Raw genomic sequence first — 18,817 nt, 5'->3', positions numbered from 1 at the left:
TTTTTTTCGCCGCCCGGCGGCACGCATCGCGCGGCGCTTGTATGTCGTTTGCCCGGGCGCAGCGCGGCGGCGTCCGGCCGCCGGTATCATGAGGGCACTTTTTTTTTCCCGATGGATCGCAGGAGAACACGTCGTGCATGTCGGTGAGCGTTTCAACAGCATTTCCCATCTCGTCGGCGCGGTGCTGTCGGTGGCGGGCCTCGTCGCGCTCGTGACGATGGGCGCGCTCGAAGGCGACCCGTACAAGGTGGTGAGCTTCAGCGTGTACGGCGCGATGCTGATCCTGCTCTACGCGATCTCGACGGCGTATCACAGCGTGCGCAACCCGCGCCTGAAGGCGATCCTGCAGAAATGCGACCATGCGGCGATCTACCTGCTGATCGCCGGCAGCTACACGCCGTTCACGCTCGTCACGCTGCGCGGCCCGTGGGGCTGGTCGTTGTTCGGCGTGAGTTGGGGGCTCGCCGTGTTCGGCATCGTGCAGGAGCTCACGCTCGGGCGCCGCACGCGCCTGCTGTCGATGATCCTGTACGTGCTGATGGGCTGGCTCGCGCTCGTCGCCGTGCGTCCGCTGATCCATGCGCTGCCGCCGATCGGCACCGCGTGGCTCGTGGCCGGCGGCGTGATCTACAGCGCGGGGATCTACTTCTTCATCAACGACGAACGCATCCGCCACGGGCACGGCATCTGGCATCTGTTCGTGCTGGCCGGCAGCCTGTGCCAGTTCGTCAGTGTCGCGATGTATGTCGCATGAGCAGCATCGGGCATTGAGCGTGTGATGCGCTGCGCGTGGCGAGTCGGCCGGAGAGTGCGCTACCGGCGCGAGGCCTCCCGCAGCGCGCCGAAGCCTACCCACCCCCAGTACACGCGATGATGCGCGATCAACCCGTCGCGCAGATCCATCACCTCGACGAGATCCACCTGATCGCCGTCCGGCGTTGCGCGCGGGTATTCCCAGACGAGCTGGCGGCCATTCGAGAAGAACAGTCCGGTCCGGTACCAGCGTCCGAGCGAGTTGTCCGGATTGCGCAGGCCGGCCGCGAAGAACGCACCGATCGCGGCCTTGCCTTGCAGCATGCCCGAGCCGTGTTCGGGCAGCGTGGCGACGACGAGCGGCGTTTCGAGCACTGCGTCGTCGGCATATAGCGACATCAGCGCGTCGAGGTCGCGAGCGACGACGGCGGCGTGCCAGTCTTCATGGATGCGCCGGGCGTCGGCGTCGATGTTTGCGCGTGTCATCGCGGGTTTCCGGAAGTCGATCACGGAAACCACTGTAGGGGTGGGTCGCCGCGAGACGTTTCACGTCGACCCGAAACATGGATGCCGGGCCGTGCGGCGCTCGCTCGGAGGGCTGTCCTTAGCCGGCCAGCGCGTCGAGATTCAGCGCATACGATTTGCCGATCCACACCGCGCAATCGCGGTGGTCGCGCAATTCGTCGTGCGTATTCGGATGCAGGAAGATGTCGAGCGCGCCGTGGTTCAGCACGAGCCACGGCACGATGTCGTCGAATCGCGCGGCATCGAACGCGATCTGATACGACCACGCCGGATGCGGGCCGACGAGGCGTTCGTGAAAGCGGCCGAGTTCGATGACCGCGCCGAACCGCGCGTCGACAACCTGGCGAAACGCCCAGGCCGCGTCGCGGCTCGCCGCATCGAAATAGACGTGCGCGTGCCAGCTGTCGATGGCGGTACTGTCGAGGGCGACCATGGAGAGGCTCGGTTAAAAAATGAAAATGCCTGAGATGCCGTGCGAAACGGCCGATACGTGATTATCGCGCGTCCTTGCCGTTTGCGTCGTGTCTCAATTCGGGAGCGCGATGCGGATGATTTGTCCTGCATCAGAAGAATCGGCTGATCCGACGAAATCGCTTCGATGGTATCCGCATGCGCGATATCACGCCGGAAGCCTTATGCCCGGGGCGCGCCCGCCGGAATCGCACCGACAACACGTCATTTCGGAAATTGAAAGAGCGGGCGAGCACCCCACCGTATCGCCGGTAAAAATCCGATCAGATCGTTGAATGAAATAAAGAAATTCCATTTCGACGGGATACGCGAACGACGCAGCTTGCACGCCGAATGCACGGCTGAAAATAACAATTGCGGATTCGGCTATTCAAGCGGGATGCGTCCCGACATACGATGATTTCAACGCATCGATGATGGATCGATGCGGGGACAACCATCTGGAGGCCATTATGCGATCCCTCGTTCCCGTTGCCGTTCTTTCCTGCGCACTCGCTGCGCTGCCGGCCGTCAGCTTCGCGCAGTCGATCGGCGCCGCCGACACTTCGCACGCCGCGCCGTTGACCTGGTCGGCGGCGCGCGCCGAAACCGATGTCCAGCTGATGCAGATGACGCGTGCCGGCTATCGCGCGACGACGGCCGGCAACCAGACCTATCCGCTCGCGATGCAGCGGGCGCTCGAACGTGTGTACAACCCGGTGCCTGACCGGTGGCGCGACGAAAAGGCCGCGATGGAAGCGCGGGCGGCCCGCGACGTGCAGAGCGGCCATCCGGTCAAGGCGTTCTTCGTGAAAACCGCGTACTACCTGAAGGGCGAGAACACGTTTTGACGCAGGAGACGAACATGGCATGCGCTGACCGACTGCTCGGCGTGTGGCGTGCGTCGGCGATACGCAGGCTGCCGCGGGCGGGCACGGCGCGACGGCACGCCGACGTGCGCGGCACGCGCCGCCGAGCGGATGGCCTGCGTGATGCGGGCCGGTGCGAGCTCGCATGCGGCTGTGCGCGGTCCGGGTCGGTGCCGGACGGAACGTGCGCGAGCGAGGGCGAATCATGAAGGCTGCCCGAAAAGGGCGGCGCCATCCGCCGTTGACGCGCGAATGGCTGCTGCCGCTGCCGCCCGCGCATGCCCGCGACATCTCGCTGAAATGCCACATGGCGCTGGTCGCGCTGCGCGGCGAGCACGGTAGCGCAACGTTGCTGATGCGGCTGCGCACGAGCGTGTATCTGGTGTTCCTCGCGCTCGACGATGCGGTTTCTCCGGACGCGACCATCGACCTGTGCGTCGACGCGGAGCGCGTGCTGGACGCGAGCGTGGCGCGCGCCGCGCAAAGCGGTGCGTGGACGCTGCACGCCGACGAATGCGCGGTGCTCGAACGCGTACTTGCCGCGAACGACGCATGCGTCGCGACGCTCACGCGACATCGGCTGGCGGAGCTGTGGCGCCATGTCTGCACGTTCGCTTCCGCCGAACAGCCGGGAATGGTCGCGCAGGCCGCGGCGAAGATGCGGGCGCCGGCCGTTCTGCATTGAATCGCTGGCCGCGGGCCGTGTTTCATACCCGTCCGATTCCATCGCGTGGACGCGCGCCGTCTAATGACAGGACTGGAACCCGGCGAGGCCGGGCGACGAGGATCCATCCTCGCGTTTGCGGCGATCGTGCGTGTCGACGCGAACGCATTCGTTTCGGTCAGGAGGAGCGATGGCGCTATACAGGAGCGGCGGCTACTTCACGTGCGGAAGTGGCCGCGCATTCAGCGAGAACCTGCCGCCGGGCAGCAAGGTGACGGTGGCGGGCATCTATCGATGCACCGTCTGCGGCGACGAAATCGGCATTGCGAAATGGCAGACGTTGCCGTCCGAGGACGCGCATCGGCATGACCTCGATCCGCCGTCCGACCCGCTGCTCGATCCGGGGCCGACCGCGTGGCAACTGATCGCCGCGGCGGAATCGCGCAGCTAGGCAACCGACGTTCGCCGCTGCGCGCAGGCGCGTGAGCGCAATGCGTCACACGGCGTCCGCCAAAACAAAAAGCGCCGCGGAGCGAACTCCGTGGCGCTTCTTCGATACCAGGCCGCTGCGAAGGCGCGACCCTCCGCGCGGCGAAACGCGCTGCTTAAGCGGCCGTTGCCGACTTCGCCGGCTTCTGCAGCTTGCCCTTGCCGGCGCGCTGGATTTCCTCGAGCTTGATCTCGACGTGGCGCGAGAACACGTACTCGGCCGGACGCTGCTTCGCGATCGAGATGTCCGGTGCGAACGGGCCGTCGGTCTTGATGCCCTTGCGGCTCACGCGCAGCGCCTTCAGCGGGTTCGAGATCGTGTCCATCACGGCCGTGGCCTCGAAGCCGCAGTGGACCATGCAGTCCGCGCACTTCTCGTAGTTGCCGACGCCGTAGTTGTCCCACTCCGTCGTTTCCATCAGTTCCTTGAAGGTCTTCACGTAACCTTCGCCGACCAGGTAGCACGGCTTCTGCCAGCCGAACACCGTACGCGCCGGGTTGCCCCACGGCGTGCACTTGTAGGTCTGGTTGCCGGCCAGGAAGTCGAGGAACAGCGACGACTGGCTGAACGACCAGCGCTTGCCGCCTTCGCCGCGCTTCAGGATTTCGCGGAACAGGTTCTTCGTCTTGTCGCGGTTCAGGAAGTGCTGCTGATCCGGCGCGCGCTCGTATGCATAGCCCGGCGATACGGTGATGCCGTCGACGCCGATCGGACCCAGCGTGTCGAAGAACTTCGCGACGCGCTCGGGGATCGCATCGTTGAACAGCGTGCAGTTGATGTTCACGCGGAAGCCGCGGCGCTTCGCTTCCTTGATCGCCGCGACCGCCTTGTCGTACACGCCTTCCTGCGACACGGAATGGTCGTGCATGTCCTTGTCGCCGTCGAGGTGGACCGACCACACGAAATACGGGCTCGGCTGGTAGTCGTCCATCTTCTTTTCCATCAGGAGCGCGTTCGTGCACAGGTACACGAACTTCTTGCGCTTCATGATGCCCTTGACGATTTCCGGCATCTCCTTGTGGAGCAGCGGCTCGCCGCCTGCGATCGACACGACGGGGGCGCCGCATTCGTCGACCGCCTGCAGGCATTCCTCGACGGACAGGCGCTGGTTCAGGATCGGATCCGGATAATCGATCTTGCCGCAGCCGTTGCACGCGAGGTTGCAGCGGAACAGCGGCTCGAGCATCAGCGCGAGCGGATAGCGTTTGTTGCCGGACAGGTGCTGGCGCACGATGTAGGCGCCGACACGGACTTGCTGGAGCAGCGGAATAGACAAGGGATGTCCTCCTTAAACTTCGCGGGCGACAGCTTGCGTGAGCTTCGCCGGCAACTTGAATTCGACTTTTTCTTCACGGCCCGCCATCGTCGCGACATCGACGGGCCCCAGCGCGCGCAGCGCGCCGATTACATCCTCGACCATTTCTTCGGGCGCCGACGCGCCGGCGGTCAGGCCGACCGTCTGCACGCCCGCGAACCATTCGGCCTTCACTTCCGAGCCGTCGGCGACGAGATAGCTCGGCACACCGCTTTCGGTGCCGATCTCGCGCAGGCGGTTCGAGTTCGAGCTGTTCGTCGCACCGACGACGAGCAGCACGTCAACCTGTTCGCTCAGCTCGCGCACGGCGGCCTGGCGATTCTGCGTCGCATAGCAGATGTCGCGCGTGTCCGGGCCGACCAGGTCGGTGAACCGGCGCTGCAGCGCTTCGATGATGCCGCGCGTGTCGTCGACCGACAGCGTGGTCTGCGTGATGTACGCGACCGGCGTATCGACGGGCAGCGTCAGCGTATCGACTTCGGCTTCGCTCTGCACGAGGATCACCTCGGCCGGAATCTGGCCGATCGTGCCCTCGACTTCCGGGTGGCCCGCGTGACCGATCAGGATCAGCCGGCGGCCCGCCGCGACGTACTGGCGGCCCTGCACGTGCACTTTCGTGACGAGCGGGCAGGTCGCGTCGAGCACGTCGAGCCCGCGCGTTTGCGCGTCGCGCTCGACCGTCTGGGCGACACCGTGCGCGCTGAAGATCGCGACAGCGCCGTGCGGCACCTCGTCGAGTTCCTCAACGAATCGTGCCCCTTTATTACGCAGATTTTCGACGACATGCCGGTTGTGCACGATCTCATGACGCACATAGACCGGCGCACCGTGCTGTTGCAGCGCGCGATCGACGATCTCGATCGCACGGACAACCCCCGCACAGAAGCCGCGGGGCTGGGCAAGGATGACTCGCATAAGTGAGCGAACTCCGACGACAGACGCCGGGGTTCGAGGCGCTTGGCACGCGCTTGCTCGCCCCGGCTTGATGTTATGAAGGCAGGAACGAACCGGCCGGCCAGGCCCCGGAACCCCGAATTAATCGCGCATTTTAACCCTATCGGGCCGTCCTTGCTTCGGTGCCGTGTCGGCACCGTTGCAATTGCGGGAGAGCCGCGTCGGCGCTGGCGCGCGCGGAACCCGGTAAACTGCGCGGTTTCGCGGCCGGCCGTTCCGGCTGCCCGCCATCGCGCTCATTTCAAGGCCATTCGATGACCGTCGATTCTCACGCATATTGCCCGTTCGCCCGTGCGGCGTCGGGTGTTTTGTTCCAGACCCTTATTAATACCGAACCAGCCGGCGCGCGGCAGGAGGCAGGCCGATGATGCTCGCGATCGCTTTCCTGGTGTCCGGCCTGTCGCTGGTGATCTGGATCGTGCTGCTCGTCGCGCGCGGCGGCTTCTGGCGCGCGCAGCCCGCGCGGCCGCTGCCGCCCGACGCGCGCGGCGCGGCAGCCGACGCCGGCTGGCCGGCGGTCGTGGCGGTCGTGCCGGCGCGCAACGAAGCCGACGTGATCGCCCGTGCGGCGACTTCGCTGCTCGAGCAGGACTATCCGGGCGACTTCCATCTGATCATCGTCGACGACCACAGCGACGACGGCACCGCCGACGCGGCCCGCGCGGCCGCGCTCGCGATCAACCGCGCCGACCGGCTGACGGTGCTGAGCGCGAAGCCGCTGCCGGCCGGCTGGTCGGGCAAGGTGTGGGCGCAGTCGCAGGGGATCGCGGCCGTCCGGACGCTCGGCCTGCCGGCCGACTACCTGCTGCTGACGGATGCCGACATCGGCCATCCGCCCGACGCCGTCGCGCAGCTCGTCACGCGCGCCCAGGCCGAGCAGCGCGATCTCGTGTCGCTGATGGTGCGGCTGCGCTGCGACTCGTTCTGGGAAAAGGCACTGATCCCGGCGTTCGTGTTCTTCTTCGCGAAGCTGTACCCGTTCTCGTGGATCAACAACCCGCGCAACCGGACGGCCGGCGCCGCCGGCGGCTGCATGCTCGTGAAGCGCACGGCGCTCGAGGAAGCGGGCGGCATCGAATCGATTCGCGGCGCGCTGATCGACGACTGCAGCCTCGCCGCGCAGATCAAGCATCGCGGCGGCGGCCACCATCCGATCCGGCTCGATCTCGCCGATCGCAGCGTGTCGTTGCGCCCGTACGACAGCTGGCGCGATATCTGGAACATGATCGCGCGCACCGCGTTCACGCAGCTGCACTATTCGCCGCTGCTGCTGGCCGGCACGCTGCTCGGGATGACGATCATCTATCTGGTGCCGCCCGTCGTCGCGCTCGCGTACGGCGCGCGCGCATGGCCGGCGTGGCTCGCGTGGGCGTCGATGTGCGCCGCGTATGCGCCGATGCTGCGCTACTACCGGCGCTCGCCGCTGTGGGCGCCGGCGCTGCCGCTCGTCGCACTGTTCTATGTGGGCGCGACCTTCGCGTCCGCATGGCGTTACTGGCGCGGCAAGGGCGGCCAGTGGAAGGCGCGCGTGCAGGCGCCGGTGGAGCGTTGACCCGCGCCGGCGGATGCCAGCCGTCCCGCTAAACCGGAACGCCGAAAGCACACAGCCCGAATCGGCTCGAGCCGATCCGGGCTGTGTGCTTTTGGGCCGCTTTTCGGCCGATGCGCGCGCTTACCGCTGCGTCAGCATCATGTACATCTGGATCACGACGTCCGGCGAGAACGTGAACGGCACCCAGCCGTAGCCGGTATGGCGGGCGACCAGCAGGCGGTCGCCGTTCGCCTGCTTCTGCACGGCCATCATCGGGTTCTTCGTCGTCACGAAGCGCCAGCCGGCCGGAATGCCGGGCGGCGGCTCCGGCTGCATCGACGCGCGTGCGTGCGCGAGTTCCTCGATCAGCTGGCCTAGTTGTTCCGGATGCAGCGTGATCGACTGGCCGTTGATGGTCAGCGTGAGTTCGTTCTGGGACGGGCGTGCGACGTGCAGCGTCGCCTTGTCGGCCGGCGCGGCAGCGGTGCCGGTTTCAACCGCGGTTTCGGCTTGTGCCGTCGGGACCAATGCGGTCTCGGTATTGGCCGGGGCCTCGGCGGCTTCGACCACATCGATCGTTTCGACCGTTTCCGCCGCCGCCAGCGCGGTCGCGTTCACCGAAACTTCCGCCGCGACGGCCGGCTCGACGACATCGACCGTCGCGGCAACCGCGCTCGTCGCGGCTTCCTTGACGACGGCCTCGACCAGCGCTTCGGCGTCGGCGATGGCCTTCGCGTGGTGCTGCGCGGCCGCTTCGGCCTGGGCGATCGCTTCGGTGTGGCGCTGCGTGACGGCTTCGGCTTCGGCCGTTGCCTCCGCGTGGCGCTTCGCGGCCGCTTCGGCCTGGGCGATCGCTTCGGCGTGACGCCGCGTGATGGCTTCGGCCTCGGCGGTTGCGTCGGCATGACGCTGGGCGGCGGCCTGCGTGTCGGCGAGCGCTTGCGTATGACGCTGGGCGAGTGCCTCGGCCTCGGCGATCGCGGCCGTGTGGCGTTGCGCGGCCGCTTCGGCTTCGGCGGTCGCTTCCGCGTGGCGTTGCGCGGCCGCTTCGGCTTCGGCGGTCGCCGCGGCATGACGTTGCGCGGCCGCTTCGGCTTCGGTCGCCGCGGCGTGATGACGCTGCGCGGCCGCCTCGGCTTCGGCGATCGCCGCCGCATGGCGTTGCGACGCGGCTTCGGCATCCGCGTGACGTTGCGCGAGCGCTTCGGTCAGCGCGGTGGCTTCCGCATGGCGCTGCGACGCGGCTTCGGCTTGCGTGGCGGCATCCGTATGACGTTGGGCGGCCGCTTCGGCGGCGGCGGTGGCATCGGCATGGCGCCGCTGCGCGGCTTCGGCATCGGCGGCAGCGGCCGTGTGGCGCTGCGCGGCCGCCTGCGCTTCGGCTTCCGCCGCCGCGTGACGCTCGGCCGCGGCGCGGGCTTCCGCTGCCGCGGCGCGCGCGAAGGCTTCCGCGCTGCGTGCCGCCTGCTGGGCGGCGTGGTGATCGTGGAGGAGCTGATCGACGCCCGTGGCGAGCGAAGCGATCTGATCGTTCAGGTTCATGCGTGTCTTCTCTGCGTAAGACCCGCGATTTTAACCGCTGCGCCGATGCCGGTCCGTGCGCGACGTGTAACAAAGTGCGCAAAGCGGCGCGACGTGCGCCGCTTTGTGTTACTTCAGGTAGCCCGCCGAGCCGAACCAGTCGAGCGCATCGCGCAGCCCTTCGCGATACGGGCGCGCACGGTAGCCGAGTTCGCGCTCGGCCTTCGCGGACGTGAAATACATCTTGTTCTTCGACATCCGCAACCCGTCGACGGTGACGAACGGCTCCTTCCTCGTGAACTTCGCGACCGCTTCGGCGCCGACCGCGAGCGGGTACAGCGGCCAGCGCGGCAGCGCGATCGTCGGCGCCTTGCGGCCCGTCATCTGCGCGATGTCCGCGAGCATCTGCTGCAGCGGCAGGTTCTCGCCGCCGAGGATGTAGCGCTCGCCGATCCGGCCGTGCTCGAGCGCGAGGAAGTGGCCGTGCGCGACGTCGTCGACGTGCACGAGGTTCAGCCCCGTGTCGACGAACGCCGGAATCTTGCCGAGCGCGGCCTCGACGATGATGCGGCCGGTCGGCGTCGGCTTCACGTCGCGCGGGCCGATCGGCGTCGACGGGTTGACGATCACGGCGGGCAGCCCTTCGTCGGCGATCATCCGTTCGACCGCGCGCTCCGCGAGCACCTTGCTGCGCTTGTAGACGCCGATCGCCTGCTCGGCCGTGAGCGGCCGGTTCTCGTCGGACGGGTCGCCGGCGCTCGTCACCTTCAGCGTCGCGACGCTGCTCGTGTAGACGATTCGCTCGACGCCTTCCGCGCGGGCCGCGCGCATCGTCGCGACCGCGCCTTCGAGGTTCGCGCGCTCGATTTCGTCGGGGTCGGGCGCCCACAGCCGGTAGTCGGCCGCGACGTGCAGCAGGTAGCGCACGCCGCGCAGCGCGGCGCGCATCGACGCCTCGTCGCGCATGTCGCCGGTGACGATCTCGGCGTCGAGATCCGCGACGTTCGTGCGCGGGCTGGTCGGGCGCACGAGCACGCGCACCGCATAGCCTTTCTGCTGCGCAATGCGCGCGACGGCCGAGCCGACGAAACCGGACGCGCCGGTGACGAGAACGAGATCGCGGGAGGTATCAGTCATGCGTTTCCTTCAGGGCCGCGCGCGCGGCGCGGCGGTTGGGCATCGGCGAGATTGTACGTGGTCGGCGGGCGCGGCGACGCCCGGCCGGCGCGTGTGCGAAGCGGCCGACGCGACTACAATGCCGGGCTTGAATGCAACGGGAGGGCGACGCGATGAGCCGCAATGAACTGGACGAACGGATCGAGACCTACTACGTGCGGGTGCGCGGCGTCGTGCAGGGCGTCGGCTTTCGTCACGCGACGGTGCGCGAAGCGCATGCGCTGAAGCTGCGCGGCTGGGTCGCGAATCTCGAGGACGGCACCGTCGAGGCGATGATCCAGGGCCCCGGCGCGCAGATCGACCGGATGCTCGCGTGGCTGCGTCACGGGCCGCCCGCCGCGCGCGTGACCGAGGTGACGTTCGAGGAGCGCCGGACCGAGAAGCGCTTCGAACGCTTCCAGCAGCAGTAAGCGACGCACAACGACATGACGGGGTATCCGGAAGCCGGGCGCGGCCTCATGCTGTCGGTGATGGCGTCGACGCTGTTCGCGCTGATGTCGGCTTACGCGAAACTGCTCGCCCCGCTCACGGGGCTCGACATCTTCGCGTGGCGTATCGTGTGGACCGCCCCGGGCGCGCTCGCGCTGATCGCGCTGCGTGGCCGCTGGCCGGCGCTCGTCGAGCTGGCGCGGCGCAGTGCGCGCGACTGGCGCCTGCTGGTCGCGCTGCCGGTGAGCGCGGCGTTGCTCGGCGTGCAGCTGTGGCTGTTCCTGTGGGCGCCGCTGCACGGCCGCATGCTCGAAGTGTCGCTCGGCTATTTCCTGCTGCCGCTGACGATGGTGCTCGTCGGCCGCTTCTACTATCACGAACGGCTCGACCCGCTGCAATGGGCGGCGGTCGCATGCGCGGCGCTCGGCGTCGCGCACGAGGTATGGGCGACCCGCGCGTTCGCGTGGCCGACGCTCGTCGTCGCGCTCGGCTATCCGCCGTATTTCGTGCTGCGCCGGCGGATCAACGCGGATTCGCTGGCCGCCTTCGCGATCGAGATCGTGCTGCTGTGCCCGGTCGCGTTCGCGATGGTCGCGACGAGCGCGACGCGGGTCGGCGGCCAGCCGCTGCTGTGGGCCGCGCTGCTGCCGGGGCTCGGCCTGCTCAGCACGCTCGCGCTCGCGAGCTACCTGAAGGCGAGCCGGATGCTGCCGATGGCGCTGTTCGGGATTCTCGGCTACGTCGAGCCGGTGCTGCTCGTCGTGGTGTCGCTGCTGCTGCTCGGCGAGACGCTCAGCGTCGCGCAGCTCGCGACGTACGCGCCGATCTGGGTCGCCGTCGCGCTCACCGCATGGCACAGCGCGATGCTGATGCGCCGCTTGCCCGCGCGCGGATAACCGCATCGTCGCGATGCGCCGGCCGGGCGCAACGGGCCGCGCATCGCGCATCATCCGGCCGTCGAACCTTGCTCGCTCCGCTGCCGAGTCCCGCCGGATCCGTCGATACTGACTATCCACTGACGCCGCGCTGACGCGAATCTGGCGACGCTGCCTGCTTCGCTGCGCAACGCTCGCGCTTGTAATCGAAGAGAAGATTCGGTTGCATTTTGTTACTTAGGGTCGCCCCTGATCGGCCATTAGACTGATCCGATCGACTTCCCTTCGTATGCAGCTTTTCGATGAACGGTCACCGCCGTGCCGAGCCGGCCGGGTTGGCGCGATACGGGCATACGCGTATCGCCGCCGATCGCGCTCGCCGTCTCTCTCCCGATCCCTTCCCCGGTGCACGTCGCACCGCCGCCGTGCGGGTGCGCGCATGTCGTTGAGCCCGCCGCATTCCGCCTCGGTGCAGCCGTCGCGCGGCGGCCGCCTGATCGAAATCGATTTCTTCCGCGGGCTCGTGCTGTTGATGATCGTCGTCGATCACATTGGCGCGAGCGTGCTGTCGCGCGTGACGCTGCACGCGTTCGCGCTGTGCGATGCGGCCGAGGTGTTCGTGTTCCTCGGCGGCTTCGCGACCGCGAGCGCGTACGGCGCGATCGCCGAGCGGCACGGCGCGCGCGCCGCGCAGCAGCGGTTCGTGCGGCGCGCGACGCAGATCTACCGAGCGTTTCTCGCGACGTCGACGCTGATGCTCGTCGTGTCGGCGGTGCTCGACCACTTCGGCATCGATGCGCCGAACCTCGCGCTCGACGACGTCAGCGTGATGCTCGCGTCGCCGCTCACGGGGGCGGCCGAGCTGCTGACGTTCCAGCGCCAGCCGTATCTCGCGTCGGTGCTGCCGATGTACGTGCTGTTCGCGCTCGCGTCGCCGGTGCTGGTGCCGTTCGCGCGGCGCCATCCGTGGCCGCTCGTCGCGCTCAGCATTGCGTCGTGGCTCGCGGCGGGCTGGCTCGGCCCCGAACTGCTCGACACCGACGGCTTCCGCTGGAGCTTCAACCCGTTCGCGTGGCAACTGATGTTCGTCGCCGGCGTGCTCGCGCGCTGCCAGCCGTTCTACCGGCGCGTCGCGCTCGGCCGCTGGGGCGCGGCGGCGACCGGGCTCGCGTGCGCGATCGTGCTCGGTTGCGCGAGCTACAAGCTGTTCTCGGGGCTGCCGGTGCCCGAAGGCGTGCTCAAACGCGATCTCGCGCTGCCGCGCGTCGTGAGTTTCGCGGCCATCGCATGGCTGATGGCCGATTGCGTGCGCTTCGGCTGGATCGCGCGGATCGCGCAGGGCGTGCGGCCCGTCGTGGCGGTCGGCCAGCGCGGGCTGATCTACTTCGTCGCGGGTGCGGCGATTTCGCTCGTGATCGATTCGCTGCTGCATCCGGTCGCGGGCAGCGCCGATCTGCGGCATGTCGGCGTGGGCCTCGTGGCCGACGCGTGCGCGGTCGGGCTGATGATGGCGGTGGCCGGTTCGGGAACGTGGATCGCGCGATGGCGCGGCGCGGCGGCGTAGGCGGGCGCGTGCGGCGCGGCAGGCGCCGCGCGGCGTCAGTGAGGTGAGCCGATACGGGAGCGGGGTGTGGCGGTGCCGTCGTCGGATTCGGCGTCGTCGCGTTCGTCCTGCGCCGGATCGTCGCGCTCCGCGAGCACCGCGTCGGCTTCGGCCGCGGCCCGCGCGGCGCGCATCGCGGTGCAGCGCTGCGCGTGCCGAATGTCCGACAGAATTCTCAAAAGCCGCGTCGTCTTGCTTTTCATCGGGTTCTCCCGCCAGTGCGCATCTCGCGAAGCGGATGCGTTGTCTGCAACCAGTGTAGGACGCGTTCGCGTTTCCGGCGGGAGAATGTGGCGTGCACGCCGCACGCCGAGGGATAGTACTTACTGCGCGGCGACGGCGGCGGCCTGCGCCTGCAGCGCTTCTTCGCGGCGCTCGTCCGTGCAGCGCTGATGCTGGCGCGACAGGCGGTTCATCAGCGGCAGCAGCAGCAGCGCGAGCAGCATGCCGATCGCGGCGAGCCAGCCGAGCTTCTCGAACAGCGACAGGTAGAGCGGCAGCGATTCGGTGGCCGGCAGTTCGTGCGACGGCATCTGCGCGAAGTTCGCGACGACGCTGCCCAGATACTGCGACACGCCCGTCGCGACGAAATACGCGCCCATCATGAAGCCGCTCATGCGCGCCGGCACGTAGCGGGCGATCATCGCGAGGCCGAGGCCGCTCACCAGCAGCTCGCCGAGCGAGTACAGCCCGTAGCCCCACACCATGAACCACGACGACACGCGGCCGTCGACCGCGTAGCGGCCGCTGACCGTGAATACCAGGTAGCCCGCGGCGACCGCGCCGAAGCCGAGCGCGTACTTCGCGGCGACCGGCAGGTCGCGGCCGCTCTTCGCGACGAGGTTGTAGACCCACACCAGCACCGGGCTCAGCAGCATGATCCAGATCGGGTTCAGCGCCTGGAACTGCGCGGCGCTCCACGTGAACAGCGTCGTGCCGAACAGCATGAAGCGCGGGTCGACGTTGCGCAGCGCGAACAGCGTCAGCGACGTCGACATCTGCACGTAGAAGATGAAGAACAGGATCACCTGGCCGATCAGCACGAGCGCCGCGATCAGGCCCGCGCGCTCCGAGCGCTCCGACTTCGCGATCATGTACGCGAAGATCGCGAGGATCGCGAACGCGGCCGTCCACACGCTCGCGACGGCGAGCTGCTTGTGCTGCAGCACGTACAGCGTGATCAGCGCGAGCGCGACGCCGCCGGCGGCGACCGCGCCGAGGCGCTTCCAGCGGATCGGCGCGTCGTCCGGCTGCGAGCCGACGTGCGCGAGCGTGCGGTGCATCAGCATGAAGTTCAGGATCGCGAGCAGCATGCCGCCGCAGCAGACCGCGAACGCGGCGTGCCAGCCCCAGTGATCCTTGATCCACGGCGTCGCGAGCATCGATACCGTCGAGCCGATGTTGACGGCCATGTAGTAGATCGTGAACGCGCTGTCGATGCGCGCGTCGTCGCCTTCGTAGATACGGCGCACGAGGTTCGCTGCGTTGGCCTTGAACAGGCCGTTGCCGACCACGATCACGCCGAGCGACGCGTACATGTACGTCAGGTGATCGTTCGGCACCGCGAGCATCAGGTAGCCGGCGCACAGCACGGCCGCGCCGATGATCATCGTGCGGCGGGCGCCGAGCACCTTGTCGCCGATCCAGCCGCCGATCGACGGCGCGGCGTAGACGAGCGCGGTGAATGCCCCCCAGGTCAGGTTCGCGTGGCTGTCGGTGAAGCCGAGCCGGTCGACCATGAAGAGGACCAGGAGCGCGGCCATGCCGTAGTAGCCGAAGCGCTCCCACATTTCGATGAGGAAGACCGTCGTAAACGATCGGGTCTGTGAAACAGGTGCGTGCATCATCAATCTCGTTTGAAACGGACGGCGCGGATCGCGCGTCGCCTTGAGGTCGAACTGGCGCCGGAGCATTGTGGCCGGGTAGGCTTGCGTCGGCGATGGAGCAGTCGAGCGGTTAGCTCGGGCCGGGGTCGGATTCCACCCGAGAAGGCGGAGCGCGGCCCCGACCGGCGCGCGAATGGTAACGTTTGCCGGTCCGGTGCGTCGGGTCCGCGCCACTTAGGGAAACTCCCGATATGGCAGCAGCTTTCAGGAACATTTGTCTCATCATCTACTTGTAAGCTTGACGCCGGTTCTCCGCAAATTCCCGGAGAGCCGCTTGCAGCTTGCCTGTGAAGCCTTCGAGTCTGGCAAGATAGCGCGTCGTTTCGCTCGCTTCGGGCCCTGTTTAGTGCACCGGGCTCAACGCCGAAGGCGTGTACGAACCCGAAGATTAAGCTATCTCCAATTAACTTAGTTACTTTCCATCAAACATTTTTTGACGACCACTTTTCGGCCTGCTATGGTTCCCCCCACTGAAAACTCGCGATCGGCAGACGCTGTCGCACTGGGCAGCAAGATTCGCGCGTTGCGCCAACGTCTGAAGCGCACGCTCGACGACACCGCTACCGCCGCGGGGATTTCGAAGCCGTTTCTGTCTCAAGTCGAGCGCGGGCTCGCGTCGCCGTCACTGACGTCGCTGGCCGGTATCGCCCACGCGCTCGGCGTGACGGTGCAGTACTTCGTGGATACGCCGAGCGAGGAACGCTCGGTTTGCCGAGGCGATCAGCTGCGCTTCTTCGGGTTTGCCGATTCGGCGAATCTGTTCGCGCGACTGACGAACGTGTCCGAAGGGCGCCAGCTGGAGGCGATCCTCGTGAGGATGCCGCCGGGGCAGAAGCGGTCCGAGGTGACGACACATGCAGGAGAGGAGTTCCTGTACGTGATTGAAGGGGAAGTGTCGCTGACGCTGGAAGGCAAGACGTTCGTCCTGCAGGCCGGCGACAGTTCGCACTATCAGTCGACGGTCCCGCACAGCTGGGTCAACACCGCGAAGATCGAGTCGGTGGTGGTCTGGGTCGGTACGCCGCGACTGTTCTAACGCACGGGTATTCCTTCGTTTCTTCGACGGAATGCCTGTCGAAAGAAATGTAAGGAATACTAACATGCAATACGAGAATCACGGGCCTCCTCAATCGCTGCCCCCGTCAGCGTCTCACGCGTAAGCCGCGGCATCCGCCGCGCGACGCCCACCGAACCACCTTCTCAAGACTGCCACGATGAAATCCTTGCATGCCATGTCGGCCGTGCTGGCCGCGCTCGCCCTGACGCCCGTCGCCCACGCCGTAACCGTTCCGTCGAACGTCGCGCTCGCTCCGCAACAGGACCTGACGCGACAGGTGCCGGCCGAAGTCGAGTCGCTCGACCCGGCGCACATCGAATCGTGGACCGGCAACACGATCGGCCTCGACCTGTTCGAAGGGCTTGCGCGCATCGATGCGGCCGGCCAGGTCGTGCCGGGCGTCGCGCTGTCGTGGGAACGCAAGACGCCGCAGACGTGGATCTTCAAGCTTCGCCACGACGCGAAGTGGAGCAACGGCCAGCCGGTCACGGCCGCCGATTTCGTCTATTCGTGGCAGCGCCTCGTCGATCCGAAGACGGGCTCGAAATACACGATCCTCGTCGAGTTCATCAAGAACTCGAAGGACATCATCGCCGGCAAGGCCGCACCGACGACGCTCGGCGTGCGCGCCGTCGATCCGTACACGCTCGAGGTGACGACCGACGTGCCGGTCGCGTTCTTCCCCGAACTGACCGCGATGGCGCCGCTCGCGCCGGTGAACAAGGACGTGGTCGCGAAGTTCGGCGACGCATGGACGCGCCCGGGCAACCTCGTCAGCAACGGCGCGTACCAGCTCGTCGACTGGCAGCCGAACAACCGCATCGTGGCGACCAAGGACGCGAAGTACTGGAACGCGTCGAAGGTCGTGATCAACAAGGTCACGTACCTGCCGATCGAAAGCGACGAAACCGCGATGCGCATGTACCAGGCCGGGCAGATCGACTACAGCTACTCGATTCCGTCGGGCATCTTCCAGCAGGTCAGCAAGCAGTTCGGCGCCGAGCTGCGCCCCGGCCTGCAGCTCGCGACCTACTACTACTACCTGAACAACAGCGACGCGGCGCTGAAGGACAAGCGCGTGCGCCAGGCGCTGTCGATGGTGATCGATCGCGACGTGCTGACGTCGAAGCTCACGCAGGCCGGCGAGAAGCCGATGTACGGGCTGATGCCGAACGGCACGAAGGGCGTGCAGCCGTTCACGCCCGAATGGGCGTCGTGGCCGATGGCCAAGCGCATCGCGACCGCGAAGGACCTGCTGAAGCAGGCCGGCTATTCGGACGCGAAGCCGCTGTCGTTCACGCTCACGTACAACACCAACGACCTGCACAAGAAGGTCGCGCTGTTCACCGCATCGGAATGGCGCACGAAGCTCGGCATCACCACGAAGCTCGAGAACGTCGAGTTCAAGGTGCTGATGAAGCAGCGGCATGACGGCAAGGTGCAGATCGCGCGCGACGGCTGGTTCGCCGACTACAACGACGCGATGACCTTCTTCGACCTGATCCGCTGCGGCAGCTCGCAGAACACCGTCGGCTACTGCAACAAGCAGGTCGACGCGCTCGTCGAGGAAGGCAACCAGAAGCTCGACGACAACGCGCGCACCGCGCTGCTCACGCAGGCGCACGACCTGGCGATGAAGGACACGCCGATGGTGCCGCTGTTCCAGTACTCGGCCGACCGTCTCGTGAAGTCCTACGTGGGCGGCTATTCGCTGAAGAACGTGATCGACATGCGTGCTTCGCAGGACATGTACCTGATCAAGCACTGACGGAGCGATCATGCTGGCCTACGCATTGAGGCGCACGTTGTGGGCGGTGCCGACGATCCTCGCGGTCATCACCGTCTGCTACCTGCTGCTGCATTTCACGCCCGGCGGCCCGTTCGATACGGAGAAGCAGCTGTCCGCCGCGACGCTCGCGAACCTGAACGCGAAGTACCACCTCGACGAGCCGCTGTGGAAGCAGTACCTGCTGTATCTCGGCTCGCTGCTGCACGGCGATCTCGGCCCGTCGTTCCGCTACGTCGACTGGTCGGTGAACGATCTCGTGAAGAAGGCGCTGCCCGTGAGCCTCGGCGTGGGCGGTGTGTCGATCCCGATCTCGATCGTGCTCGGCGTGCTGCTCGGCACCGTCGCGGCCGTGCGCCGCGACAGCGTGATCGACCGCTTCGTGATGCTGATCGGCAACTTCGGCAACGTCGTGCCGCCGTTCGTGCTCGGCCCCGTCATGGTGTGGATCTTCGCGATCCTGCTGAAGACGTCGGCCGGCAACGGCTGGCTGCCGGCCGGCGGCTGGGGCGACGGCGGCTGGCAGTACCGGCTGCTGCCGATCGCGCTGCTGACCCTCATCAACGTGTCGCTGCTCGCGCGCGTGATGCGCGGCTCGATGATCGAGACGCTGTCGAGCAACTACATCCGCACCGCGCGTGCGAAGGGCCTGCCTGGCTCGACGATCGTGCTGCGCCATGCGCTCAAGCCCGCGCTGATGCCGGTCGTGTCGCTGTTCGGCACGGTCTGCATCACGTCGATCACGGCGGCCGTCGTCACCGAATCGGTGTTCGCGCTGCCGGGCGTCGGGCAGCTCGTCGTGAACGGCGCGATCAACCGCGACTACACGCTGGTGCTCGGCCTCGTCGTGATGACGACCGTCTTCGCGGTGCTGTTCAACCTGCTGGTCGACCTCGCGTACGCGTGGCTCGATCCGCGCATCCGTTATTGAGC

19 protein-coding genes are annotated in these 18,817 nt (G+C 67.2%); 11 read left to right on the top strand and 8 right to left on the bottom strand.

Annotated elements, in window-relative coordinates; genetic code table 11:
• Window positions 1-133 precede the first annotated feature (133 nt).
• On the top strand, window positions 134-754 hold the full coding sequence (locus tag A9Z05_RS32715) for a hemolysin III family protein (protein ID WP_006480281.1): 621 nt from the start codon (window positions 134-136) through the stop codon (window positions 752-754).
• 59 nt (window positions 755-813) lie between these two features.
• Here A9Z05_RS32715 and A9Z05_RS32710 read toward each other — a convergent pair whose 3' ends face one another.
• Complete coding sequence (locus A9Z05_RS32710) at window positions 814-1,239, bottom strand: nuclear transport factor 2 family protein (protein ID WP_069621674.1); 426 nt, start codon at window positions 1,237-1,239, stop codon at window positions 814-816.
• Window positions 1,240-1,357: 118 nt separating this feature from the next.
• Window positions 1,358-1,711 carry a DOPA 4,5-dioxygenase family protein gene (locus tag A9Z05_RS32705; RefSeq protein WP_069621673.1) on the bottom strand — a complete coding sequence of 118 codons (354 nt, stop codon included), beginning with the start codon at window positions 1,709-1,711 and terminating at the stop codon, window positions 1,358-1,360.
• A 490-nt stretch (window positions 1,712-2,201) separates the two neighbouring features.
• Here A9Z05_RS32705 and A9Z05_RS32700 point away from each other — a divergent pair, with 490 nt between their 5' ends.
• The 3 genes from A9Z05_RS32700 to A9Z05_RS32690 all read left to right on the top strand — a co-directional run bounded on the left by A9Z05_RS32700 (window position 2,202) and on the right by A9Z05_RS32690 (window position 3,712).
• Complete coding sequence (locus A9Z05_RS32700) at window positions 2,202-2,579, top strand: hypothetical protein (protein ID WP_069621672.1); 378 nt, start codon at window positions 2,202-2,204, stop codon at window positions 2,577-2,579.
• 223 nt (window positions 2,580-2,802) lie between these two features.
• Complete coding sequence (locus tag A9Z05_RS32695) at window positions 2,803-3,282, top strand: hypothetical protein (RefSeq protein WP_069621671.1); 480 nt, start codon at window positions 2,803-2,805, stop codon at window positions 3,280-3,282.
• Between the two features lie 169 nt (window positions 3,283-3,451).
• On the top strand, window positions 3,452-3,712 hold the full coding sequence (locus tag A9Z05_RS32690; RefSeq protein ID WP_069621670.1) for a hypothetical protein: 261 nt from the start codon (window positions 3,452-3,454) through the stop codon (window positions 3,710-3,712).
• A gap of 154 nt (window positions 3,713-3,866) precedes the next feature.
• Here A9Z05_RS32690 and hpnH read toward each other — a convergent pair whose 3' ends face one another.
• Both hpnH and ispH read right to left on the bottom strand, forming a co-directional pair.
• Window positions 3,867-5,027, bottom strand: a complete 1,161-nt coding sequence (hpnH, locus tag A9Z05_RS32685; RefSeq protein WP_006480287.1) for an adenosyl-hopene transferase HpnH — start codon at window positions 5,025-5,027, stop codon at window positions 3,867-3,869.
• Window positions 5,028-5,039: 12 nt separating this feature from the next.
• The gene (ispH, locus tag A9Z05_RS32680; protein WP_050013381.1) at window positions 5,040-5,981 is read right to left on the bottom strand and encodes a 4-hydroxy-3-methylbut-2-enyl diphosphate reductase; all 942 of its coding nucleotides are present in this window, start codon (window positions 5,979-5,981) and stop codon (window positions 5,040-5,042) included.
• Window positions 5,982-6,384: 403 nt separating this feature from the next.
• On the opposite strand from ispH, the gene A9Z05_RS32675 reads away from it, so the two are divergent.
• Window positions 6,385-7,572, top strand: a complete 1,188-nt coding sequence (locus tag A9Z05_RS32675) for a glycosyltransferase (protein ID WP_069621669.1) — start codon at window positions 6,385-6,387, stop codon at window positions 7,570-7,572.
• Window positions 7,573-7,692: 120 nt separating this feature from the next.
• Here the strand turns inward: A9Z05_RS32675 and A9Z05_RS32670 are convergent, their stop codons facing one another.
• Both A9Z05_RS32670 and hpnA read right to left on the bottom strand, forming a co-directional pair.
• On the bottom strand, window positions 7,693-9,093 hold the full coding sequence (locus tag A9Z05_RS32670; RefSeq protein WP_069621668.1) for a phage tail protein: 1,401 nt from the start codon (window positions 9,091-9,093) through the stop codon (window positions 7,693-7,695).
• 108 nt (window positions 9,094-9,201) lie between these two features.
• On the bottom strand, window positions 9,202-10,209 hold the full coding sequence (hpnA, locus tag A9Z05_RS32665; protein ID WP_069621667.1) for a hopanoid-associated sugar epimerase: 1,008 nt from the start codon (window positions 10,207-10,209) through the stop codon (window positions 9,202-9,204).
• A 152-nt stretch (window positions 10,210-10,361) separates the two neighbouring features.
• Between hpnA and A9Z05_RS32660 the strand changes: the two genes are divergently transcribed.
• The 3 genes from A9Z05_RS32660 to A9Z05_RS32650 all read left to right on the top strand — a co-directional run bounded on the left by A9Z05_RS32660 (window position 10,362) and on the right by A9Z05_RS32650 (window position 13,116).
• Window positions 10,362-10,658, top strand: a complete 297-nt coding sequence (locus A9Z05_RS32660; RefSeq protein WP_006480292.1) for an acylphosphatase — start codon at window positions 10,362-10,364, stop codon at window positions 10,656-10,658.
• Between the two features lie 15 nt (window positions 10,659-10,673).
• Complete coding sequence (rarD, locus tag A9Z05_RS32655; protein ID WP_069621666.1) at window positions 10,674-11,573, top strand: EamA family transporter RarD; 900 nt, start codon at window positions 10,674-10,676, stop codon at window positions 11,571-11,573.
• A gap of 418 nt (window positions 11,574-11,991) precedes the next feature.
• The gene (locus tag A9Z05_RS32650; RefSeq protein ID WP_069621665.1) at window positions 11,992-13,116 is read left to right on the top strand and encodes an OpgC domain-containing protein; all 1,125 of its coding nucleotides are present in this window, start codon (window positions 11,992-11,994) and stop codon (window positions 13,114-13,116) included.
• Window positions 13,117-13,151: 35 nt separating this feature from the next.
• Here A9Z05_RS32650 and A9Z05_RS32645 read toward each other — a convergent pair whose 3' ends face one another.
• Window positions 13,152-13,358 (bottom strand): hypothetical protein, encoded by a 207-nt coding sequence (locus A9Z05_RS32645; protein ID WP_069621664.1) that lies wholly within the window; start codon window positions 13,356-13,358, stop codon window positions 13,152-13,154.
• A 120-nt stretch (window positions 13,359-13,478) separates the two neighbouring features.
• A complete protein-coding gene (locus A9Z05_RS32640) occupies window positions 13,479-15,002 on the bottom strand; it encodes a peptide MFS transporter (protein WP_069621750.1) in 1,524 nt (507 codons plus the stop codon).
• 496 nt (window positions 15,003-15,498) lie between these two features.
• Here A9Z05_RS32640 and A9Z05_RS32635 point away from each other — a divergent pair, with 496 nt between their 5' ends.
• The 3 genes from A9Z05_RS32635 (at window position 15,499) to A9Z05_RS32625 (ending at window position 18,815) form a co-directional block, all read left to right on the top strand.
• Entirely contained in the window at window positions 15,499-16,077 is a 579-nt protein-coding gene (locus A9Z05_RS32635; RefSeq protein ID WP_011548888.1) for a cupin domain-containing protein, read from the top strand.
• Window positions 16,078-16,255: 178 nt separating this feature from the next.
• Window positions 16,256-17,866 (top strand): peptide ABC transporter substrate-binding protein, encoded by a 1,611-nt coding sequence (locus tag A9Z05_RS32630; RefSeq protein ID WP_069621663.1) that lies wholly within the window; start codon window positions 16,256-16,258, stop codon window positions 17,864-17,866.
• A 10-nt stretch (window positions 17,867-17,876) separates the two neighbouring features.
• On the top strand, window positions 17,877-18,815 hold the full coding sequence (locus tag A9Z05_RS32625; RefSeq protein WP_050013372.1) for an ABC transporter permease subunit: 939 nt from the start codon (window positions 17,877-17,879) through the stop codon (window positions 18,813-18,815).
• Window positions 18,816-18,817: the final 2 nt, after the last annotated feature.

This window comes from Burkholderia sp. A2 (genome assembly GCF_001729305.1).
Classification (GTDB): domain Bacteria; phylum Pseudomonadota; class Gammaproteobacteria; order Burkholderiales; family Burkholderiaceae; genus Burkholderia; species Burkholderia sola.
This window is presented reverse-complemented; position numbering and strand designations above follow the sequence as displayed.

What these genes read in the sequence shown, in the direction of transcription:
- A9Z05_RS32710 (WP_069621674.1), bottom strand. Translation starts at nt 1,239, where the DNA reads ATGACACGCGCAAACATCGACGCCGACGCCCGGCGCATCCATGAAGAC.
- A9Z05_RS32705 (WP_069621673.1), bottom strand. Translation starts at nt 1,711, where the DNA reads ATGGTCGCCCTCGACAGTACCGCCATCGACAGCTGGCACGCGCACGTC.
- A9Z05_RS32700 (WP_069621672.1), top strand. Translation starts at nt 2,202, where the DNA reads ATGCGATCCCTCGTTCCCGTTGCCGTTCTTTCCTGCGCACTCGCTGCG.
- A9Z05_RS32695 (WP_069621671.1), top strand. Translation starts at nt 2,803, where the DNA reads ATGAAGGCTGCCCGAAAAGGGCGGCGCCATCCGCCGTTGACGCGCGAA.
- A9Z05_RS32690 (WP_069621670.1), top strand. Translation starts at nt 3,452, where the DNA reads ATGGCGCTATACAGGAGCGGCGGCTACTTCACGTGCGGAAGTGGCCGC.
- ispH (WP_050013381.1), bottom strand. Translation starts at nt 5,981, where the DNA reads ATGCGAGTCATCCTTGCCCAGCCCCGCGGCTTCTGTGCGGGGGTTGTC.
- A9Z05_RS32675 (WP_069621669.1), top strand. Translation starts at nt 6,385, where the DNA reads ATGATGCTCGCGATCGCTTTCCTGGTGTCCGGCCTGTCGCTGGTGATC.
- A9Z05_RS32670 (WP_069621668.1), bottom strand. Translation starts at nt 9,093, where the DNA reads ATGAACCTGAACGATCAGATCGCTTCGCTCGCCACGGGCGTCGATCAG.
- hpnA (WP_069621667.1), bottom strand. Translation starts at nt 10,209, where the DNA reads ATGACTGATACCTCCCGCGATCTCGTTCTCGTCACCGGCGCGTCCGGT.
- A9Z05_RS32660 (WP_006480292.1), top strand. Translation starts at nt 10,362, where the DNA reads ATGAGCCGCAATGAACTGGACGAACGGATCGAGACCTACTACGTGCGG.
- rarD (WP_069621666.1), top strand. Translation starts at nt 10,674, where the DNA reads ATGACGGGGTATCCGGAAGCCGGGCGCGGCCTCATGCTGTCGGTGATG.
- A9Z05_RS32650 (WP_069621665.1), top strand. Translation starts at nt 11,992, where the DNA reads ATGTCGTTGAGCCCGCCGCATTCCGCCTCGGTGCAGCCGTCGCGCGGC.
- A9Z05_RS32645 (WP_069621664.1), bottom strand. Translation starts at nt 13,358, where the DNA reads ATGAAAAGCAAGACGACGCGGCTTTTGAGAATTCTGTCGGACATTCGG.
- A9Z05_RS32640 (WP_069621750.1), bottom strand. Translation starts at nt 15,002, where the DNA reads ATGATGCACGCACCTGTTTCACAGACCCGATCGTTTACGACGGTCTTC.
- A9Z05_RS32635 (WP_011548888.1), top strand. Translation starts at nt 15,499, where the DNA reads ATGGTTCCCCCCACTGAAAACTCGCGATCGGCAGACGCTGTCGCACTG.
- A9Z05_RS32630 (WP_069621663.1), top strand. Translation starts at nt 16,256, where the DNA reads ATGAAATCCTTGCATGCCATGTCGGCCGTGCTGGCCGCGCTCGCCCTG.
- A9Z05_RS32625 (WP_050013372.1), top strand. Translation starts at nt 17,877, where the DNA reads ATGCTGGCCTACGCATTGAGGCGCACGTTGTGGGCGGTGCCGACGATC.